The 20,922-nt window shown below is 54.5% G+C and carries 15 protein-coding genes; 6 read left to right on the top strand and 9 right to left on the bottom strand.

What is annotated here, in order from left to right; genetic code table 11:
- Nucleotides 1-31 precede the first annotated feature (31 nt).
- Complete coding sequence (locus SFX18_19985; GenBank protein ID MDX1965436.1) at nucleotides 32-472, bottom strand: hypothetical protein; 441 nt, start codon at nucleotides 470-472, stop codon at nucleotides 32-34.
- A 66-nt stretch (nucleotides 473-538) separates the two neighbouring features.
- A complete protein-coding gene (locus SFX18_19980) occupies nucleotides 539-3,658 on the bottom strand; it encodes an FAD-dependent oxidoreductase (protein ID MDX1965435.1) in 3,120 nt (1,039 codons plus the stop codon).
- A gap of 794 nt (nucleotides 3,659-4,452) precedes the next feature.
- Between SFX18_19980 and SFX18_19975 the strand changes: the two genes are divergently transcribed.
- Nucleotides 4,453-4,719, top strand: coding sequence for a hypothetical protein (locus SFX18_19975; protein MDX1965434.1), 267 nt, complete (start codon nucleotides 4,453-4,455; stop codon nucleotides 4,717-4,719).
- A gap of 82 nt (nucleotides 4,720-4,801) precedes the next feature.
- Here the strand turns inward: SFX18_19975 and SFX18_19970 are convergent, their stop codons facing one another.
- The 7 genes from SFX18_19970 to SFX18_19940 form a co-directional block, all read right to left on the bottom strand.
- The gene (locus SFX18_19970; GenBank protein ID MDX1965433.1) at nucleotides 4,802-5,473 is read right to left on the bottom strand and encodes a hypothetical protein; all 672 of its coding nucleotides are present in this window, start codon (nucleotides 5,471-5,473) and stop codon (nucleotides 4,802-4,804) included.
- Between the two features lie 851 nt (nucleotides 5,474-6,324).
- The gene (locus tag SFX18_19965) at nucleotides 6,325-7,437 is read right to left on the bottom strand and encodes a DNA cytosine methyltransferase (GenBank protein ID MDX1965432.1); all 1,113 of its coding nucleotides are present in this window, start codon (nucleotides 7,435-7,437) and stop codon (nucleotides 6,325-6,327) included.
- A gap of 9 nt (nucleotides 7,438-7,446) precedes the next feature.
- Nucleotides 7,447-9,330 (bottom strand): DUF1998 domain-containing protein, encoded by a 1,884-nt coding sequence (locus SFX18_19960; protein MDX1965431.1) that lies wholly within the window; start codon nucleotides 9,328-9,330, stop codon nucleotides 7,447-7,449.
- Nucleotides 9,323-12,817 carry a helicase-related protein gene (locus tag SFX18_19955; protein ID MDX1965430.1) on the bottom strand — a complete coding sequence of 1,165 codons (3,495 nt, stop codon included), beginning with the start codon at nucleotides 12,815-12,817 and terminating at the stop codon, nucleotides 9,323-9,325. Before SFX18_19955 ends, SFX18_19960 begins: the two co-directional genes overlap by 8 nt.
- A gap of 20 nt (nucleotides 12,818-12,837) precedes the next feature.
- The gene (locus SFX18_19950) at nucleotides 12,838-14,559 is read right to left on the bottom strand and encodes an NERD domain-containing protein (GenBank protein ID MDX1965429.1); all 1,722 of its coding nucleotides are present in this window, start codon (nucleotides 14,557-14,559) and stop codon (nucleotides 12,838-12,840) included.
- 11 nt (nucleotides 14,560-14,570) lie between these two features.
- Nucleotides 14,571-16,157, bottom strand: coding sequence for a hypothetical protein (locus SFX18_19945; GenBank protein ID MDX1965428.1), 1,587 nt, complete (start codon nucleotides 16,155-16,157; stop codon nucleotides 14,571-14,573).
- On the bottom strand, nucleotides 16,154-17,137 hold the full coding sequence (locus tag SFX18_19940) for a hypothetical protein (GenBank protein ID MDX1965427.1): 984 nt from the start codon (nucleotides 17,135-17,137) through the stop codon (nucleotides 16,154-16,156). The genes SFX18_19945 and SFX18_19940 overlap by 4 nt, the downstream gene beginning before the upstream one ends.
- A gap of 871 nt (nucleotides 17,138-18,008) precedes the next feature.
- Between SFX18_19940 and SFX18_19935 the strand changes: the two genes are divergently transcribed.
- From SFX18_19935 to SFX18_19915, 5 genes are all read left to right on the top strand, one after another.
- On the top strand, nucleotides 18,009-19,379 hold the full coding sequence (locus SFX18_19935; GenBank protein MDX1965426.1) for a hypothetical protein: 1,371 nt from the start codon (nucleotides 18,009-18,011) through the stop codon (nucleotides 19,377-19,379).
- A gap of 198 nt (nucleotides 19,380-19,577) precedes the next feature.
- Nucleotides 19,578-19,820: a helix-turn-helix domain-containing protein gene (locus SFX18_19930; protein MDX1965425.1), complete on the top strand. Its 243-nt coding sequence runs from the start codon at nucleotides 19,578-19,580 to the stop codon at nucleotides 19,818-19,820.
- A complete protein-coding gene (locus SFX18_19925; protein ID MDX1965424.1) occupies nucleotides 19,817-20,122 on the top strand; it encodes a helix-turn-helix domain-containing protein in 306 nt (101 codons plus the stop codon). The genes SFX18_19930 and SFX18_19925 overlap by 4 nt, the downstream gene beginning before the upstream one ends.
- A gap of 64 nt (nucleotides 20,123-20,186) precedes the next feature.
- Nucleotides 20,187-20,507: a hypothetical protein gene (locus tag SFX18_19920; protein ID MDX1965423.1), complete on the top strand. Its 321-nt coding sequence runs from the start codon at nucleotides 20,187-20,189 to the stop codon at nucleotides 20,505-20,507.
- Nucleotides 20,504-20,922, top strand: a 419-nt coding sequence (locus SFX18_19915) for a hypothetical protein (GenBank protein ID MDX1965422.1), incomplete at its 3' end; no start/stop codon positions are given. The genes SFX18_19920 and SFX18_19915, both read left to right, overlap by 4 nt.

Here is a 20,922-nt window from a genome sequence, read left to right as displayed (position 1 = left end):
TGTCGGTTCGCGGATTAGCGATAAGGCATACCTAGCGCGGTTTGCGGCGCTGGAGCTGGGTGCGAAATTCCGACCAATAATAAAAGGGACCGGTCCGGCCGCCGCATAACGGACAAGTGGGAAAATACTCGCATTCCGGGTCGCTTTCGAGGCCATGGACCCGATTGGGACGCACAGGCACGGCCAAGCCGCATTCCTCACAATCATGCAAGGGGACGGCTTCGGGATCATTTAAATAAATTCTCACGATTTGGGGAGGAATACTGTGGGGAAACTTGGCTCCGCGAAAAGCCACGGCCGAAATCCAATCGCGCAACCCGCAGCCTCCCCCGTTCCGCTCCTTCAGCAACAAGCTAATCAAGGAAAGGTATTCTTGGGGGACGGCATCCAGTAATTGGCGACAGGCGGCTTCCCAGGTGTCTTCCGCGATTCCCGGGGAAGGAGACAATAATTCTTCGGAAAGGGTTAACATAAACGGCTCTGGGCTAGGGGTGCTCTCAATGAGTTAATCAACGCCTGGGGATAAATCTTTCGCTTATCAGGCGAGCGAGCGCGCCGTTTCCGGGCTAGGCTTGGCAGTGCCATGCGTGGGGTGGGGCTTAATACTTTCCAAGGCTTCTTCCGCGGCTTTCTTTCCCGCGATAAACGCATGGTCGGAGTTGTAATATTCCCACTCGCTGTAACGTCCCGATAAAATAATGTCATTCTCGGCCATAAATTGACGAATCACGGAGATCGCTGCAGCCCGTTGATGATCGTAGACCACATACGCATAAGGCATATCCACCTGACTGGTGACCCAGATGGGATCATCCGGCCCGATGATTCCCACTTCGCGGCATTCGCGGATGCACAATTGAGTTAACTCTTCGCCATCACACGGCAATGGTTTGTGCGGGGAATAGGTGATCTCGCAGGTTAACCCAAATCCCCCGGGAGGATTGCAATATGGGCTGGCGTTGCCCTGGACAAAGATCCGGTGAAAAACGGTTTGTTCAGGATAGTAAATCCAGTGTTTTTCGGTCAGTTTTTCGTGTCCCACGCCCAAGTTTACGCACCGGACCGAAACATGCCTGAGCCGTGAAACGGCCTCGTGGATTTCCGGGGGGGCCTCGTCCCCCAGCATGCGCACCAGCACCGGCAAGGGCATGGTGCTGATAAGCTTTTGATAGCGCGCCACCCGGCCATCTTGCAGGGTAATGGTATGCCGCGCGGGGGAAACCGCGGCCACCCGGCAATTCAAGGCTAAACGATCCCGCACATGGGGCAAAAAACCATTCATGAGCGCTTGAAAGCCGCCGCGCAGCGGATATCCAAACCGCGAATTTGGACCCATGGGTTTGGCCACGGGCTGCAACGCTCCATCAATGATCTCTTCCAGATCGGGTAGTGGCACTCGGCCCCCGAGCCATGAAGTTTCCATTTCGGTCAGGGGTACGGCCCATAATTTTTGGTTGTAAGGAATCGCAAAATGCCGCGCGATGCCCGCCCCCCAGACCTTATAAATAAACTCTTCAAAATTACGCGGTTCTTTTGCTGGCGCGTCATGGGGGGCGGCATCGACCAGGGGAGCGCTGCTTTCCAGGATTCCATCCGCGCAGCAATCTTTGACATCTCCCGCGGGAATCTTGGCGGAATTTCCGTTGGTGGTATCCTTGGAGAGCTGGCATGACAAAGGGGCGGGCGGTGTGCTGGCGGCGGGCAAAATTTCACGGTGTAATTCAGGCCGTTGGCCCGGCAGGGCCATATTGCCCAGGCGTCCTCCCCTCACAGGCGCCGGAGTTCCTCCGGATAAACCAAGTGGTGAGATGCCATTTGTAGCGGCGCCATTTTTTAATGTTCCATTTGTGCCATGACGCTGCGTGGATGCTCCGTCCGAATGTGCGGCATGCCCGTTGCCGTTCTGTTCGACAGCGCGGCCGTTACCACCGGATTTTGTCGTCGAGCCATTGTTTTTGGTGTCGCTATGCGCGGAATTCGCTTTACTATCGGGGGACACGGGACTTTTTAAACTGCCGAACCGTGACTCAATCGCGCCGACCAAGCATTCTTTAATAACGTTGGGCGGCAAGCCGTATAAAGCTCCTTGAAAGGGATAACGGGTATACACATTCTTACTGTAAATCCAGGCCTCGCGATTTTGCCAATGGACGTTGTCTTCCAGCAAAATGCGATATAATTCTTGCACGTAAGCATCATTAGAGAACATGATGTGCCCCGCGCAATCAAAGGTAAATCCCGCCACTTCCTGGGAACGGCACCATCCACCCACGGTGGAATTTTGCTCGATTAAAAAGCCCCGACTCCCTAGGTGGTACGCCGCGCTAAGTCCGGTGGGGCCCGCTCCAATCACCACCACCGGGGCATCAATGTTGTGGTCGTTATTTTTGTGCTGTTTGTTGGTGCCATTCGCGGAATAACTTTGTCCAGCCCCGTTTCCCAGGGAATTTCCCTTGGTTTTTTCCACGACCACCTTCAAGCGATTCATAGATTGATTTACGCTCGCCCCGTTCTGGTTTTCCTGGCCCAGGTGGTCCATGATAAGCGCCCGCATAAGCTCGACCGTTCGCTCCCAACTGGTTTTTGCCAATATGCCGCGCATGTGTTCTACTTGCCGCTCTTTCTCACTCGGTGTACGGTTCATGGCCGCCGAACATTGGGCGACAAAAGTATCCGGGGTATCCGCCAGATAAACCACCTCGCCGTACGGTTCCGCCACATCCGTAATGGGCGTGCTAACAATCGGTTTTTCCGCCGCCATGTATTCCAGGGTTTTGGTGGGACTGATATACCGGGTTGAATCATTGAGCGCAAAGGGGAGCAGGCAAACATCCCAACTGCGCATATATAACGGCAATTCAGCGTAGGGTTTTTGGCCCAGATAATGCAGGTTGGGGTGCCGAGGCAAGGATTCGGGAGAAATTTTGACCACGGGACCGACCATGACGATTTCCCAATTGGGACGGCTGCGGGCCAAGGTATCCAGCAATTCCAGATCGATGCGCTCATCAATGACGCCAAAATATCCCAGGCGGGGCTTGCGTAAAAATTGTTGATCCGCGGGTTCGGGCCGGTGGTCGGACGATTCCCGCTGCTGCTGCGCCTGGGAAAAATGCTCCGCATCCACGCTACTGGCAAAGCAATGCACCGCAGGGTGGCGACCTTGCAGGCGACGAAACAGACTCGGCCCTCCGGTAAAGACCAAATCGGCTGACGTTAAAAGCTTTTCTTCTTGCTCCCGCAATTCCGGGGGAGCATGCAAAAAGGCATCCAAGGCGTCCATGCAATCATAAATCACCGCCTGGGGACGCAACTGCTCTAAAAAACCATGTGCCAGCGGCGTATACAGCCAAGCGGCATAGTTATCACAATGATTTTCTGATAAAAATCCCTTTAACAGCGGAGTGATGGCTTGGATTTGGGCCGGGGTAAATCCTTTTTCCCGCACATTGGTATGGGGGCGAAGGACGATGACATTGGGATCTTCGGCGGAGGGAGAAACTTCCAACATTCCAGTGGAAGATTCCGTCTCCAATGGTTCCTCCATAAAATACACTTTATGATGCCGAGCCAAACGGGATAAAATATGTTGCGGCCGTTGATAAACAAAGTTCCAACGGAGATGGGAAAAAACTAAAAATTCCAAATTCGCGTGCATGGGTGTAATACTCCCACAAAGTACTAAAATAATGTGCGAATTATGGAAAGCATTTTACGTGCCATGACACGGATTTCGTGGTTTTCTGTCTAAAACAACCGTGTTTTTAAAGGAGGGGGTTGTCGAATAATCCATGTTGGCACAATTTCTACCAAAGAATGCGTTAATTTAGTTACGACAAGATGTTATGTCAGAATACTTTTTTAACAGCGTTGGTGATCAAAGGCTGCTGGGAAAATTGTTGATAAATATTTTGTGATGCAAATTTTCTTGTGACATCTTGACACTTGGGATCATCAAATGTTATGTGATGTAGAGAGACATATATCAATAAATTTGCGGGACGTTTTGTGCCGCAATGGTTGGCGACTGATTGGTGTGTCGGCCGATCTTTGACCGGTCCCTGAATCAGAAGCTGGTGTTATCATACTTTGCTTTAGATAGTTGCTCCGACTATCGTTGCCCACATTGCCAAAATCCAGCCATCAACCGCTGATTGGTTTTACGTGCTGGTTGGTAACTATGATCTGAAACGTAATGAGGCCGTCAAAATGCGCCTGCCAATGGCTGCGTTGATAAACCTCTCAGAGCAGCTAGCGATCTAATTATTTTTTATGAATTTTTATTTCCGGGATTGAATATTTGAGTAAAATACCCTGCAATCCGCGATCCCACCACGGGGCGTGCGATCTTGTGCTCCTGGTACCTTAGGCAAAGTTTGAGGTAGCTTGAACGCCATTACGGATTATGGGAAAAGGCCGCGCATAGATAAAAACGAAAATTAACTAGGCCCGGTGTGCCTCGAACAGGATCAAAAAAAGCCGCAAAATACGGCAAATTCCAGTGACGATCCCCGCCGTAACGTAATCCGTAACGTAAACGCGGATATTCCCCGCGAAATTCTTGACGGTGTAACGGATGCCGACCTCTTAGACCTGATCCGCGTCTGGCCGTCCCTCACTGTGGGAACCCGCCAGCGGATCAAAGATTTGATTCTCGACAGTTTAACCGGTGGCACGTTGCCGACCGGCAAAGCTGGGGAACATTCCGCTACCCGGTAGTGTTGCCCTAACTGCCAGAAATACATCCTGGCAGCATCCAGGAGACTGGCCGGGTAGGCCCCCAGCGGGGCAGTATTATCAGTTACATTCCGCCCGCCAATTTTTTACGCCGAAAAAGTCCGGGGGACTTACGAGCAAGCAGGGTTATCCCAAGCAAGCCTACGATAACCATAGTGGAAGGTTCTGGGATAGGTTCGTATTCGACGACATAGGCGAATTTATTTCCGGTGTTTGGGCCTACCCCATCATTCCAAAACCCTGGAAAAAAGGCGTTCTCAAAACTGAATAATCCATAGTCTTCGTTGCCGTTATGGTTATTGGGTTCACTAGGATTAAACTCATTTCCTGGAATCCAATTTACAAAAGCAGTTTGGATTGGGTGTGCAAAATTATCCGGGTCTTGCCAAATCCCGGGAGTATTATCGATCCAACGCCATTCCCCCTCGATAAGTTCATCCGTAAATCCGAACCAAGCGCCGACTCTCATGTTATTGGCATATGTGAATCGTAGGAATTCATTCTCTGCTATACCTGAAATTGTAGCTAAATGCCCTGGATTGTAGCCGGTTGGTGGCGTACGTAGCATACTGGCGGATATTGCTTCTGCCCAAAATTGTGGCTCTTCCACTAACTCATAATAATGCCCGTTTCCCCCTTGTTCGATAGGCCACAAGATGGGATTAGCTTGGGTAGGAGCTGTAATTGCCAAGACAAACGACAGCGACAAAAACAGCGTAGAAGTCCAGCGATTCATGAGCGGCCCCCAGGGAAAAGAAATTTGGTGGCGAAAGTGCCACGTACCAGTTGTAATAGGGGGTAGTCTAGGACGCAAGAATTTTCACCGTGAATTTCGTTGTTCCTTTTGGTGGCTCGAAAAGCCGATTTGGAAGATCGCAGTCAGACAAGGTGGATTGTGAATCCAGGCGGCTTGTAACATGAGCATCTCTTCGCGGTAGCCGTGGCACCTGGTTAGAGAACCGATGTAATCTGTTGCCAGAATTTGACTTAAAACGTGTAGCGCCCGCTAGTCAGGGCGCTTGGACAAGTGAGCAATAAGTTAAAGCAATTGATTCGGATATTCCCCCCAAGCCCCCCCCGTGAAAACGGGGGTGGAATGAAAGAATTTTGCTCGTATTGATGCGATTCTGGGCGACCGCAGTTTCTAGTATCGCCGTGAAGGACCCGGCAAAAACGGTAGTGCCTAGGTTCAAATTCCTGCCTTTGGGATTTTTGACCCCGGACCCCCGGTGAATAATAACGCGGAGAGTCACACTAGCAACTAGCGGGAGATGGGAAAAAGAGTGTTAAGCTGGGTAAGCTGGTTTGTAGTGGGGTGGAAATGTTTGCAGGTCCCCTTTTGCCGTTGCCAGTGATACTTTTGCTAGTGCTGCTTTTACCAATGTTGCATTTGCTAGAGTTATAGTCGCCTAGCGGCGTGACGGACGCTATTGCGGAAAAACAGTTTAGACCTGTTGTGCCGACGCTGAGTTGGGAAAAGCAGAGGGAGATGTGTCACGCCTTTTTCGGGCGGCGGGATTACAGTCACTCGAACAACTCATATACTGAAACCTAATGACCCGCGGGGAACAAAAAGCAAATTAAGGCTCACTTGATCGCGTTTTCCAAAAAAATCTGGACCATTGATGCAAGATGATTTGCCATTATACAAGGAACTCCATTGCATGTCATTTTGAATTTTGCGGAAAGGGTCATGTCTGATGGCAAGACGTATTCATCCGGAACCGTCTGGATTCGCAGGGCTTCACGAACTGATAATCGGCGTGCCTTCCATGGGTGTAGGTGAACTTCTTGATTGCCATACCATGCAGTCGGGCTAAACCGGTAGCGGTGCAGCCTCTTGAATGACTTGCGGGACACATCTCCTTCCTTCACCTGCTTGAACTTGTCGGAGTAAGGATTGAAGAAATCGCAGCCATTCGCAACTTTCTCTGGGTCGCCATTGCCGAGCAGTGCCGGGAAAACGGTGAGTTCGATGGGGAGGTCGTCAGGCAAACTCGGCTCCTTGCCAAACGGCGAGACCCTCGGCCAGGGCAGAGACTTGGCCCCTTTGTAGGTATCATTCTCAGGCCACACGAACCACTCCCGTTCATCCGCCGTCAACTTTCGTCCCAGTGCTTTCTGCGCAAGTGGGCGCTTGAAACCGACAACAAAAATCCTTTCTCGGTCCTGTGGCACTCCGAATTCAAGGGCATTCAGAATTCTGTAATCCACGGCGTAGCCATTCTCTTGTAACTGGTAAATCTTCTTGTGCAAAAACTTACGGTGCTTGTGGAAGCGGTAGAGGCCAGCCACATTCTCTATGACGAAAAACGATGGCTTGATGCCGCAGATCATGTCCACAAAGGTTGTCGTAAGTTGGCCGTTGATTCCATTACCCCCGGCATGGGTGCCGCCGTTACTGAAGTCCGGGCAGGGTGGGCCGCCGATTATGCCGAAGACATCGGGGAGCGGGCTATCGAATGCCTCGTTGAGCACCTTCCTCGCGGATAGGTCGCAGATGCTGCTGGTGTTCGAGATATCCGCCTTAGTAGTTTGTGTCTTTTTAAAGGATGATAGCCATGCGGACATACCGTGCGCGTAACCCTCGACAAACGCCGGACAATTCTCATTAGTCCAGCAGATCGCAAACCCCGCCTGCTTGAACCCGAGATCGAAGAAACCTCCTCCAGTAAAAAAGGACAAAATTGGAATTATCATCTAGCCCTCCTAGGCTCGATTGAAGAATCCGATAACGAGGTTGCTGAAGGGGCCGATAAGAAGCCCGCGGTCGAGCAGTCGGTTAAATTCTTCGCAGGCGGTTTCCGGGACCAGACAGCAGCCGTGGCAGGCAGCAAGGTTCATGGAGTCGGGACCTTGCCCGCCGCTTTGGCCCATTTCCATGCACACTGGATCGGCAGAACACCACTGCGCTCCTGTAAGCGCGCGGTCCAGGAGCGGTTCCAACTTCCCCGGCCTGCCCATTCGCACCAGCCCTCCGAGCGTACCCTCGGCATCGCCGGCAGCAGTGTAGATTAGAATGCCCGCCATCGGAGCGGCGGAATTCTCCGACACGTATAATCTCTCCCTGAGCGCAGCGGAACTGTAGCCGCATTCATAAGTTAGGCGGTTGATGAGTAAGTGTGCCAGCGTATGCAGGAGGATGTATCGGGGACCAATGTGGCGGTCGCGCAGATGGCGCGCCTGCCTGAGAGCCAAGTACCTGGCAAGTAGCGGTGCAACGCGGTCTTGAATGTCCTGCTGCGCTTCCCACTGCCGCAAGCGATGCTCATCGAGAGTTAAGAAAATGCCTTCTCCAAAGACCATGTAGGCCGGCAGCCACATTTCATCTGGCGGGTCGAGTCGGAGCATGGCCTGCTGGCTAGCGAGATCGCGGTCAGTATCGGCAAAGACTCGCGTAAAGCCAGTAAGTGCCCGCGTTTCCCTTAGTTTGTGGACGAGCGTGATATGCGAGAAGAAACGTGAAAAGTCAGGCGCGTATTGTCTGAGATCTGCGGGACTGAGCACGAGTTGGTCGAAATCTGCGGCCGCGACCAATGTATCGTATTCTTGCCGCCTGAATCCGGTTTCGGCATCGTCACCGGCTGTTTGCTGCTGTTGTTGTCTCCCACCACCGCCGCACACGGTCGCGATGGCTTGCTCAAGCTGGCGGTCAGTGAATGTGCTAACGAGTTCCCTATACAGTTGCCGAAGCTGTGCTGGCGTTGGGCTTCCACCAGCACTGGTGAAAATGGATAGAAAGGTGCTCAGCGGCGGTTGTTCAAGCAGCGAGATGGCCTCTGCCACGGTCGTGTCGTCACTGCGTGGGAGGTAAATCGAGTTGTGGATTTGTGCGAAATAGACGTTGGCGGCACTGCGGAGGGTTCCCCTTAATGGCCTGCCGCAACCTTCACCTTCCTCGGTACCGAGCCACGGGCGGTGGCCGGGGCAAAGGTAGGGCGTTCGGCTGTTGTCAAGCAGGCGGCTCAGGTCCGTATCGTTGCCGTCCGGGCTGGCATTGGTGATACCTGCCAGCGTCCGCTCAGGGCCGCCATCGACCTTCACTTTTTGTCCCGCGAGTGTCATGCCGCCTGTCGAAACGAGCCGCATTGGAAGCTGGTTCTGCGGCGGATTTGCGGTCTCATATACCCACTCGACCCACGGGAAGTCCTGGAGATGGCCCGCATCGCACATGGCGACAAAGGGAACCTGGACAATGTACCTTGTCCATCCACGGGCCTCGCATTCCGCGCATTTGATCCGCCCTTTGGTCACGAGTGGCACCTTGCGCATCAACCCGCAACGAGTGCAGTAATGCCACTGCGGGAACCGCAGAAACGGCACAGTGAGGTAGCCGTTGGTCGGGGGAGCGGGGCGACGCACCCGCCGGTGGTCGGGTGGCAGATAGAAATGCCCGACATTGAGGCGCGCAGCAAGCCGCCATTCATCGACTTGGTACTCCCGCTGGTCGATGTTCTCTGTGCCGCCGGTTTCGTGCTTGAACCAGTGGTCTAGTCCACCGCAGATCACGGAGACGCCATCAGGCAGAATCATCATCGCGCCGGGGCCGAACGGTGAGATGAGTTGGCCGCGGCGTACTGGTCTTCTAGGCATCGCCAGCCTCCTCTTCTCCGAGAATGTAGAGTTGCGTGATTTCGGCCTGGCATTCGGCGTCCACGTTTCGCAAAGACTGCGGTGTCTCCCATGAGACCCTAGATTTTTCCGGCGTCACATAAGCGCCGGATGGCCTCAATAGAGGCATGTTCTCTGTATTTTGCCCGCGATCCCATTGTGTTCTCTGCCACCTCTGCCACTCATCAACACGCCGTTGGATGATCCTGCGAAGCGCCACAAGTTCATCGGGATCAACGTAAGCTGCGCGCTGTTCGAGGATATGCGACACGGCGGCAACCAAAGTTGCCGGAAATGGGTAAGGGCTTTCGGCTTGATCGGAGTCACCGAGTTGCCGCACATAGCTTGCAATGACGGCATGGGCGGCTCGGTCCAGTGCTGGCCGGGAAAATGGAGTAACGCTTGTCGGTTCCACCTGCGCGTACAACCGCTCGTGATAACTGCGGAACTTCTCGAAATGCGAGCGGTCGCGGGGTTTCGACGCGGTGTAGATTGTCACGACCAGGCCAGGCCGATCCGATTTGCGGCCGACGCGCCCCGTCACCTGAATGTATTGGGATGTTGTTTTCGGCTGGCCGACAACTGCCATCATCGAAAGCCGGTCAATATCGACCCCTACTTCGATGATGTTGGATGCCAGGCAGACATCGACAGGTTGCCCTTGCTGCGAGACGGTCGGGATTTCGAGGGCGGAAATGGCTTTTGGCACCTCGTCGCCCGGCAGGCGGCCCGTCAGTTCAAGTATCTTTCTGAGTTGCCGCACATCCTGGAAGTTGATGCCAAGGCGCTGCCTGAGCGCACCTTTGAGCAAAACTGGAATGTCAGACTGGAACAGCGTGAGCGTTGTCCCGAGTTCGCGTAAGCTGTTGAAGAAGAGCAATAGCGTCCACCACGGATCGCGGTCGGCAGCCGACATCGTTTGGGGGGCCTGGAGCAAGGCCGAAAATGTTCGTACTTGCACCGTTTGGAGCGAACCAAGACCGGGAGCATGGACGCCGACGTAGATACGGCCGCGTTCAAGAGTGCCGTCGGGCCGCCGTGCGACTCTCGCAAAGAACGAGTCGTCGGCATCCAATCCGGACGGTGGAAACAGGCTCGTTCGGTCCCTCGCATACAGGCCCTGCACCTGTTCGACAAAGTTGCGGATGGTTGCCGTAGAACTCACGATCTTTGGTTTAGCTGCGTGTTGTCCCCGCCTATCGGTACACAATTCCTCGATAATCGGCTCATAGAGGCCGACCATCGACCCGAGCGGGCCAGAAATGAGATGCAGTTCGTCCTGAATTATGAGGCCGGGCGGCGAGGAGGCTCTCGTCCCATCTTCGGCAATGCCGAACAGTGAGCGCGCCTGCGGCTTCCAAGCGAGCATAGCGAACTTGTCAACCGTGCCGATGACAAGATCAGGGCGCTTCTCATAAATGTCTTCGTCGATGACATATAGCGGGAGCAACCTGTGGAATTCGCAGTGTCGGTCGGGACAGGCATAGACGACGGTATTGTTGCGGGACTCGTAGCCAATGACGCGGGGAATACTGCTCCGGCGACCGCGCCCACGGCCAGCGGTGAGGTTAACCGGCCCCATCTCGGCACCGCACCACGGGCATCGATCCAAAACAAATCTGTTCTGTTCTCGCCCGTCTCCACTTCGCAGGCTGCGGAGTACAGAGCGGGCTTCGTCCCGAGAATTTGGAGTAGTGGAACCGCCAAGCCAAATGCCCGTAGAGATTTCTGCCTCGCCCAATTCCTCGGCATGTTGCCGCCGGACGTATTCCATTGCGCAAATCAGTCTTGAGGCACGCTGAAACTGCTGTGCGGTTAGGAGACGGAGCGTGTACCTCATCAGTGTTTGCAGTCCGGTATCTGCTGGGTTGCGCAATCTACGAAGGAAGATGCTAAACGCGGCTAACCCGAGGTACGCTTCAGTTTTGCCACCGCCGGTAGGAAACCAGATAAGTTCGACCCGCTCGCGGTCGGCATCTGATGCGTCCGCCGTGGAACGGAGAGATGCGAGAATGAATGCGATCTGGAAAGCTCTCCACTGGCTTCCGCGCGCACGCACAGAGTTTAGGTCGAGCGGCTCATAAGGTTCGGCAAATTGAAGTATCGAGGCTTCCTGGTCGAATGTGGCAGTGCGGGCCTCTCGCCTCGACCGCACTTGTTGAGTAACCATTGCGAGGTTGGCAAGCTGGAAGGCGCGGCGGATTTGCGGGTCACTTGCAAGTAGTGACAATCCATCGCGCATCCGCCGGGCTGCTTCCGAGCATTGCTCCATGTGGGCTTCGGCGGTTTCTCGCAATCGCGCGTTCAGGCTTGGGATGCGCCCGCGCTGCACCGTGATCCATGCTTCGTACTCGCTGACAATGGCCTCAAGTTGTTCGGTGCCATCGGAGCCTTGTTCAATTCCTGCCAAAATTCGCATGGAAGCGATAAGCGGCTGGCCGCTGCTTGAGCGGATGTCTGGCGTTGTGCTCGGTGTTTCAAAGACTGGCAGACATTCGGCGGTGACGCTTTCAGCGGAGGTTGGGGCGCTGCGAGTCCAGTCAGCCGCGCACCCGTGGCCTACTGCAAAAGTGAGCTTGTCTCGGTACAGCAGCTCCTGCGAGCGCTCATCGCTGTCCAGCGGCTCAGCCGTCGGGTATGGCAGAATGGTTCCGGCAGAGCCGGGTTTCAAACGGACCTCTATCCGAGACTGGAACAAGGACTGCAAATCCAGCCTGCCACCAGCTGGCTCGCGGTTGACCAGGCACACTGTGATGAGATACTCGTCTGGGTGAGACTGGTAAGGCCTTGCGAAGACTTCGATTCGCACGTCAAGGTCTGCGACATTTTCTCGCACCGGATCGCGAGCATTGACGTAGGCATTTGCTGCGGGGAAATCTTCGCGGTGGAAATTGCTCGCGAGTCTGACGAGCGAACGTAGCCACCACTCTCTTTCGCGCCCGGTGAGCATTACTGGCAAGAGCCGATAACGGCCGCCACTTGCCACGACTTCGAGTACAGCTCCTCGTGGCAGATGTACCAGTAGGCTCACAGCCATGCTGCTCGGTTTGTATGTATTGGCAGATGAGAGGTCGAAGTCGTCTGAATCGGCCTCCGGGAGACGATATTCAGCACGCGCCGCAATCGTCTCGCAGTCATGCACGGCAGAAGGTGCGAGCGGCTCTCTGGCATTTTCCGGCGGCGCGGGTTCAGCTTCTTCATCGGGTGGAGGTAACTGAGAATCAAGCTCGTCGGGCGCGACTGGTGCCTCCATCGGATACAGAACACCAACGCCGTAACGCTTCGTAGGAGAATCCCGCTGGAGAATCTCCTCACCGGAACCGAGCTGGCGGTGTGGCCGGTACGCAGCCTCGGCGTCGTCCAGTTGTATCGCCTGTGCGCAGTCTATTTCCTGCCCGAGCGGGTATGGCCCGACCAGTTCCTCGCGGAGCGCCCGCAGCACAGCATCACGATTCTCAATATTTTGCACCGGTTGCTCCCCCTTTACTCTTATCTGCTGCCGAGCAGCGAATGAATGATGTCAGGCTTGACCGTCTCATGCACGATGATGTTGAGTCGCTCTAGCGCGCGCGTTGTCGCAACGTAGAAAAGCGACGAGAACGTGTCGCCATCAAGGTGCTCGACGTCGGTAACGACGATGGCTGGAGCGTCTAGTCCTTTGAAACTCTGAATGGTCGTATAACGAATCTTGCCGGGCGCAGCCGTCTCGAAGGGAGCTAGCTGGTCGCACCAAGGCTTCTCTGTCACACCAGCCGCCGCGCACCGCTGCCCGGCCTTCGGCGAAAGGACAATAATGTCATCGCCGCTGTAGGAGTCTTTGAAAAGTCGTTCAAGCGTATTGCTGATTTCCTTGCGCTGCTGTGATGGTGTGGCGTAGTAGTTAATAGCTGGCTCGATGTTGTCATCGGGGCGGAGAATGCGCAAGTAATTCGGTCTGAGGCGGCCGAGGAGCTGGGATAGTGTCGCAACGCGAGGGGTGTTTCGGCAATTCACGCGGAGCGCTCCTCTAGCAAACGACCCTAACCGCTTGCGGATCAATTCTTCGGCTAGTTCGCGGTCTTGCCCGTAGAGCATCTGTCGCTCGAAGTCGCCGAACATTCGCCACGAACCGCCTGAAAGCTCACCCTTGAGTACCAGTTCCAGCACGTCGAGGTACTGTGGGTGGAGCAAGTCCTGCACTTCGTCGGCAACCACCATATCGAACCGTGCAGCATCCCGGTGCCCGTCCAGCAGCTTCGACAGGGCGGCTTCCGGTAACTCGGCCTTCCAAAATGACTCGTCCGCGCCCTCCGGCACTTTGATGTCGGCGATTCCCGCCATGTACTGGTGGAGTGTTCCAGCCGCGATTTGGCCGCTGCGCACTATAGGGTGGTAAGACAGCCATCGGCCGAGCAAACGGTTGAAGCACACGAACAGAACACTTTTCCCTGCGCTTGCTGCCCTGCGTGCCATTTCCAAAGCGAGGAGTGTCTTGCCAGTCCCTGCCGGACCTGTGAAGAGGACGCGAGGGTTATCCTCCATTGTGTCTAGCGCAACGAACTGCTCTTCGGTGTAGCGAATGACTTCCGCTTGCTTGCGCGCGCGGCGATCACTGGCCTTCTCGGTGAATTCAAAATTCGGCCGGAGAATCCTGGCAATCGCGGCCGACTGCTTGCTATCCGGTATGCGGTCGCTATCGCGAAACCACTTGGCCGTTGGCTGCAAACTTAGATGTGATCTCGCACTGCGCAGTATGCCGCCTACCAGAGTCGCCATCGGCTGCTGTTTGAAGCGGGTCGAATCGATCACCTGCCACGGATGCCACTCTCCGGATGCAACCTTGAATTCGATATACGGGAACGCAACAGCAGACCAGAACGGAACTCGGGAAAGCGATGCGTCGCTTTGAATAACCTGTTGCCGGAGGCTGTGCATCGCTTCGGATGCTTGTTTGAATGGGCCGCGTGGATCACCCTTCGGATCATGGCCGTAAAACCACAGCCCATCCTTGATGTCGAGTGAGCGGCACGCCTTTACTTCGAGGCAGAGCACGCCGATTGCAGGAACGATGATCACAAAGTCGGCCTCTCCAGACACCTGCCGCAGATGCTGTGCAATGTCTAGCGAGTGAAGTACAATCCATTCCCGTGCCGCATTTTCTTGCTTAAGCTTAGCGAATATCTCTTGCTCGCCAGGGCTGGGGCAGGAGGCAGCCATGGTTGGAGGGATCATGCGGGCCACGGTTATTCCTCCGAATCTAATAGAACGCCGATGCGGTCGGAAGGAACCTCGAACTCCTCTTCCGAAATGGCCGTGATCTGGAACGCCGAAAGCGTCCCACCGTCCTGCTCTCCGAGATCGAACGCCATTTCACCATCCCTTTCTAGCGGTTCCAAGGATGATGTTGCAATCTTCTGCAAAAGCATTTGCCGAATAGCCTGGCCCGCCCTCTTGTGCGCCCGGTCAATCTCTAACATCGCTTCCCACAGTTCCCGCGTTCTGTCTGCCATACCGACGAAGACAAGTATCGCAGCAAAGTCTGATTCCTTGCGCGGGTGGATGCATTTAGAGGACATCCAATAGTGGACATTCGCAGTGCGGGCTTCGGAAAGCCCATGCGAGCGAAGATTTACTGCGACGCGGGCTGCAAGTTCGCGGCGGTTGAGTGCCCCAAACTGCTCTTGCGCTGCGGCGACCAAACGGACTTTCCATCCGGCCTGTTGCGTGCGCAGCTCTGCTGCACGGTCTCCGAGAATGCGGTCTGCAAGCGGGGCAATGAAATCGCCTCCACCAGATGTGCGTAGGAGTAAGCTCAGTTCCGGCTCCAGTTCATCAATGGGCACGCGCCTTACCGTGGAATCGCCGGTCTCTGATGAATCAATAACGAGGGAGGATGCACCTTCCTCGGCCGATACAAAGACGGCACGTTCACCGCTCAAGTGGCAGAGCCGGGCTGGTAGCGTCTCATCACCGACACTGGTGTTTGGGGGCCATCCTGGGATGCGCGAACCCGCCTTGCCGAATGGCGGCAGGGGCGGGAGCAAGTCCAATGGTTGAATATCCGTCATAGACTGGCTGGGTGGAGCAACATGGCCCTTGATATGCGGCATTGTTCCGACAAAGTGTTTGCCGTTTTTGTCGCCTTCAGAAACATCGGCCTTGAGAAATACCGGTCCCGGCTTCCACGGATCGCGTATCCAGCGGAACGACACAACATGGATGTGCGAAGCACGCGGTGCAGAGAACACATACTCTGGGAACCAACCGCACGGGCCAATGGCGACAAGGGAGTTGCAGAACTGCGTTTCGCGTAACTGTCTCGCACTAACCACCCTGGCGTTCCTGAGCCTAGTACTGGTGGCAAAGTACGCGGCCACAGCCTGGTTCATTCGGGGATTGCGGAGGATAACCGATATACCGCCACTTGCGTTGTGTAGTGATTCTAAGTTCTCGGTAAAAGGGGAACAAGTCTCCTCGCATAGGCTTTGAAGTTGCTCCACAAGGCTTGCAAGTGCTACGTGAGAATCGGGAAACAGTTGCTGGCAAAGCCGCACCTGTCGGTGCAGTTTGTCCCACTCGATGCATGAAGCTGAGGCGGCGTGGTCAAACGGCAGCGGTGTAGAACAGAATGCGAACGCTAAGCGGCGGACAGGGCCAAGAGTCCGCTGCCAGAATTCGTCTTCCGCGTCTACTCCAAGTGACTTAACTAATGTCCGTAGATCTCGTGAAACATCTGCCAGTCCCGTATGATCTACCCAATGACGTGTGATCTCACACTTGGAAGCGGTCTCGTAAACGATTGTTGCTCTGCCGATGGAGACGGAATTCATGGAATCGCCTCCCGAAAAACGAGGACTTCACCACCGGGTAGTGCGCCTTCGGCAGGCAGGTGTGACGAGGCGTCGGCACGGTTTTGCGAGAACCGACAATTGATGGCAGTAATTGCATCGTCGAAATATAGTTCGGTGCGATCAAGTATGATGACTTGGTGTCGGTCTGGCCACATTGATCCCCATTTAAGGAAACCAGCCGCACCGTCGAATACAACCCCGATCTCAACCTTGCTGATAACGTCGCCAGATGGGGGACTGGAGCCAACGGGTACAAGCGCGGAGCGGTAGGATTGCTCGCCACTGACGAAGCGATCTATTCGCAGCACATCCTGCAATTGTCCTTCAGCCTGGCAGTTACCATTGGTATGTAGGGCGAGGGGTGTGTGACGGATTTCATATTCAAGCGAACTCTTCTTTCCCACGATGGCGCAGACAAGCTTTGATCGTATACCGAGTTGTACCGGGTCGGCATCGCCCAAGAGGGTGTCAACGAAGCTATTGGCGAACCGTTTGTTCTCACCCCCCTGCTTCTTGGGTAGTTTACCGGAATGTTTAGCAGGTTGTACCAAGAGTGCCCGCGACTTGTCAATCAGGTATGTTAGCCCGCCACCAGTCCGGGGATCTCTAGACTGTACCTGCACCCGAACATGCAGATTACCATTATACTCTTCCGTTCCTTTCAACACGCCCTTTAGCACCTTGCGAGGACCTTGGCGGAAGATGACAGGAGTGCCTGCTGCAAGAGCGAGAAGATTTTCAAAGTGGGCTGCTGCGGATGAAGAATCACGTGCTGCCGCATCGCTTATAACCATTCCAAGGCTCACATACGCTGCTCCGAACGCACGAGTAGGAACGACAATTGCAGTTACAATCCTGCTTTCTAATTGATCAGCACAAGCCAATTGTTTTCCGATGCCGATAAAATACTCTGCCCATTCCGGTAGACTGTACCAATCTCCAGAATCTTCAAAGTGCAACTTGACTGTCGTAACATCTCTATTCACTGAAGTTCCCACTACTATTGCCTTTTAAGTTTCCGAAAACGACTTAAGGAGTTGCCCGTACAAGCTGCCGACGAAACTTTAGAATCGCTAGAAGAGCTGTCACAGCTTCGATATCGTTAACATTGAGACAGAAAGCAGTCACACTAAATATATCAAAATTTCCACTTCTTTCAAGTAATTAATTTTCCCTTGTTTAGTAAATTTTTCAATCAGGTTTTTTCAAGAGTTCTAAACTAGATCAGCTGGCATGGTGGTCTTCCGTCCAAATAGAATTTGCGCGTGAGCCGTCATTAACTCGTGTCTGTACCAGTTAGAATCGGGGGTCAAAAGCCAATGAGGTTGTAAATCCTTGAGATCTGATAAGCAGAGAGCTAGAGAGTGTGAGGGCGGGAATGGACCAAGGGCCACAGGCGGCCTTTGCCGCGGCAGCGGATTTTTGAGTCATTCAGCCGCGTGGCGATGGCGGATGACCCCAGCCCCTAGAATTTCTTGGAACCTAGCGGGAAGCGTGTTTCAACCTACACCTTTTCTACGGGGGGAAAGTTGAACTGACGTGATAATAGCCATTTTTTCGGCAACACTGGGCCATGCAGGGAACTAAATACTTTTTCAACCGTGACCGCAGGGATGCCGTGGGCCTTAAACCTAAAAATCCCTTCTCAAATGAAATGCCGCATTTTACGGTGTTTTTAGCGGTTTGGCGGGTCGTCCCTCGCGTGCGCGCGGGATAGGCTGGGTGACTGTACTTAAAATTTTTGGGGGGATAAAATTAGCTGATGGACCGTGCGGGGGCCATTTAGGGCCTATTTCCGCAACTATCGCTCAATATCCAAGGAGGAGACGCATGGATTGGCGTGAGCAGTTCCCCGAAAGAAGTTTTGCAGAATTTGCCCAAGTGCATTTTTGGCTGAATCACAGTAATGTCGCATTTTTGCAGGCACTTTTCATAAAACCCTCCTCTCACCGGCATTTGCCCGAGTACGCCCAGGTGCAGGAGTATTATCAGTCCCAGGGGGATAACACGTTTCGGGAAATCGACGACGAATTGGAAAGCGAGCCATTATTCCCGCGACTAGAGCGGCTCAAGTCCGGCATAGCGTCTTTGGCCGGGAAGTTAAGACAAAGCCGCAATCTGCCCCATTTTCAAACCGCCTGCCTGGATATGCGGGCCGCCAGCCAACAACCCATCATGCTGGGTGGCCAAACCTTTGCGACCGCCCATCAAGCGGTTTCGCAGGTGGCGTCCGCCATATTGACAGCCTGGAATGAGCACGTTTCCGCTAAGGAAGCTGAATTACAGTCCTCTGCGATGGCGGCGGAGCGTTGTCTGGAAGGCATGCGAAAATCGCTGCTGCCGTATCGGGAAATGCCGAATTATGCCGGGATTCTGCAAATTGAGCGCGCGGCGAGCGCGGGCCGGGATGCGGGGGAAAAGGGAACCACAATGGAACGGAACGGAACGCCAGCACTACGGCAATTTTTGGATTTTCTCAAAGCTGAAATTGACCGGATTGGGGCCTGGATTAAGGAACCGGCAACGGAGTCTAAGCCAGACCACTATGCGGCATTTGGGGGGATGGATCAGGGGGAGTTTCAGCGTCTGTGCGGGGCGGCAGTCAGTGAATTGGATTTGCGGGGTTTGATGAGGGAATGGGGGAATGAGTGGAAAACGCTTTTGGCTGAATTTGACACGCTACGGAATGTGATTCTGGACGATAAGCGACGGGTTACGTTACGCCTGGACTGGCCGCTTTTACGCTGCGATTTTGAGCAAGCCTGGGGCGGGTTGAACGAGATTGCGGGGCACTCCCCCAGCAACCCAGGATTGGAGGCAAACACGCCTAAGCCCCTCGATAGCGATTCCAGCGGCACGCCCAAAGTTGCCATGCTCTATGGCGGGAGCATTCTCAAGGGCAAATACGTGGAAATTGAGCGGATTGCCAGCGACACAAGCAAATCCGTCGATCAAAAGCTGTGGGCGATTGATAGGATTTTGAAATTCCCCGCCAAAATCACTATGCAAACCCTGGCGGATACGTTTGGGGTAACGCGATCGGCTATCGGCAAAACGGATTGGTGGATGAAAAATCGCGCGGGGAAAGATGACGAAAACCAAGGCCGTCGAATACAGGTCCATAAAGATAAAATGCGCAGTCCCCAAAATCATAGGGCAAGAAACAATCCCTATGTTGGCGGCGATGACAGCGACGAATAGTCCCTAAAATCAGGCTGTAAACTGGTTGGCGCGGTTGGCGCGCGGTTGTCAGCGAAAATATTTTTAGAAATTTTCAATCCGTAATTTACGCTTTCACTCCCGCACATTCTCAAGCACGGTTGGCGCAATCGGTTGGCGCAAGGGGATTTGGAGTATCGGCCCATTTTTAGGGCTGGCACTCAAACCCCAGGTGAACCGATGGCAGTTGCGATTTACAAGCAATCCCCCGCCCCCGAACAACCCCCACTCTTGGTGGATTCCAAGACAGCGGCGCGAATGCTTAGCATTTGCACAAAAACCCTCTGGCAAATGACCCGAGAGGGGGAGTTGCCCTGCCTACGGGTGGGGCGGCGAACGCTCTACAGCCCCGCGAAACTGCAAGCCTGGATCGACACCCAGGCAACCGCGAACACCCCGGCGGACAAAGGGGGTGCGCGATGAATGCTACCCCCTCTCAAGTCCGCGATCCGCAACTGCACTTAGCGCGGATCAACGCCGTTGATTGCGAAAAGCTGGCGGTGGATGCCGTCGATCTAGCCGAACTGATTGCGGTCAGCCCCGCGACAATCGAACGCTGGTGCAAGCGCGGGGTCATCCCCCATGCCAAAATTGGCAAATGCCGGATGTTCCCCGTCGCGGTAATCAAGGACTGGCTAGCCAAGCTGGCTCAAGAGCAATGCCCGGCGATTTTCTCCCCAAACGCCGACGGCCACAGGAATGATCCCGTGGCCGCGACGCTGTAACCTTACCTCTCTTAGCGGTGGACGTGTTAGCGCACGTCCGCCGCGTTTCACAAGGAAATATAGAATGTTTAACACATATTTGCAAGAGATTGAGGCACGCGCAATTTTGCGTGAAGCTGCCCAAGACTTGGCCCGGGAACGCGGTCAGCAGGGGCCAGTGAGACCCCGCTATCGCGTGGGAACCCTAAGGGATGAACAGGCGGCGGTTGAATTGCTATTGAGTCAATTTCCACCCGAATGGCGTCAGTTACGGCGATATTCCCATGCCCTGGCACGGGCCATTGTGACAACCCAAGAGCCGGAAACGCCAGCGGAACAGCCCCAGGCCATATCAGTTGGCCCGATGCCCGTACAGACCGCAACGCGGCGGCGGGTGGTGGCATGAATATCACAGTCACAGCGGGAAAGTTAAATAGAATCGGCAAACGCCGACTTGAGATTTTTGAGAATCGCCAGTCCGTATTTGTGGACACAATCGACCTGGATAACGCCCGCGAGCGGATGCGGTTTGTGGAGCAAGCTTGCCTAGCCAGTTTGGTCATAGATGCACGCTGCAAGGATACCGACGGATTAGACCTGGACGGCAGATGGTTGATTGACCTTGCACGCCAAGCGGCCAGCAAAGCCGATGCCCCTAAGTCCCGCCTGCCGGACATTGACGACCCTAACTTTGTTTTTAACCCTCACGCCCGGGATGATGATCCACCCCAGCAACAGCCGACCACAACCCAGGCGGTCTTACGCTGCATGGCCGACATTCAACCCGAAGAAATAACCTGGCTCTGGCCACAACGAATTGC

The organism is Pirellulales bacterium (assembly GCA_033762255.1).
In the GTDB taxonomy this organism is placed as follows: Bacteria; Planctomycetota; Planctomycetia; order Pirellulales; family JALHPA01; genus JANRLT01.
This window is presented reverse-complemented; position numbering and strand designations above follow the sequence as displayed.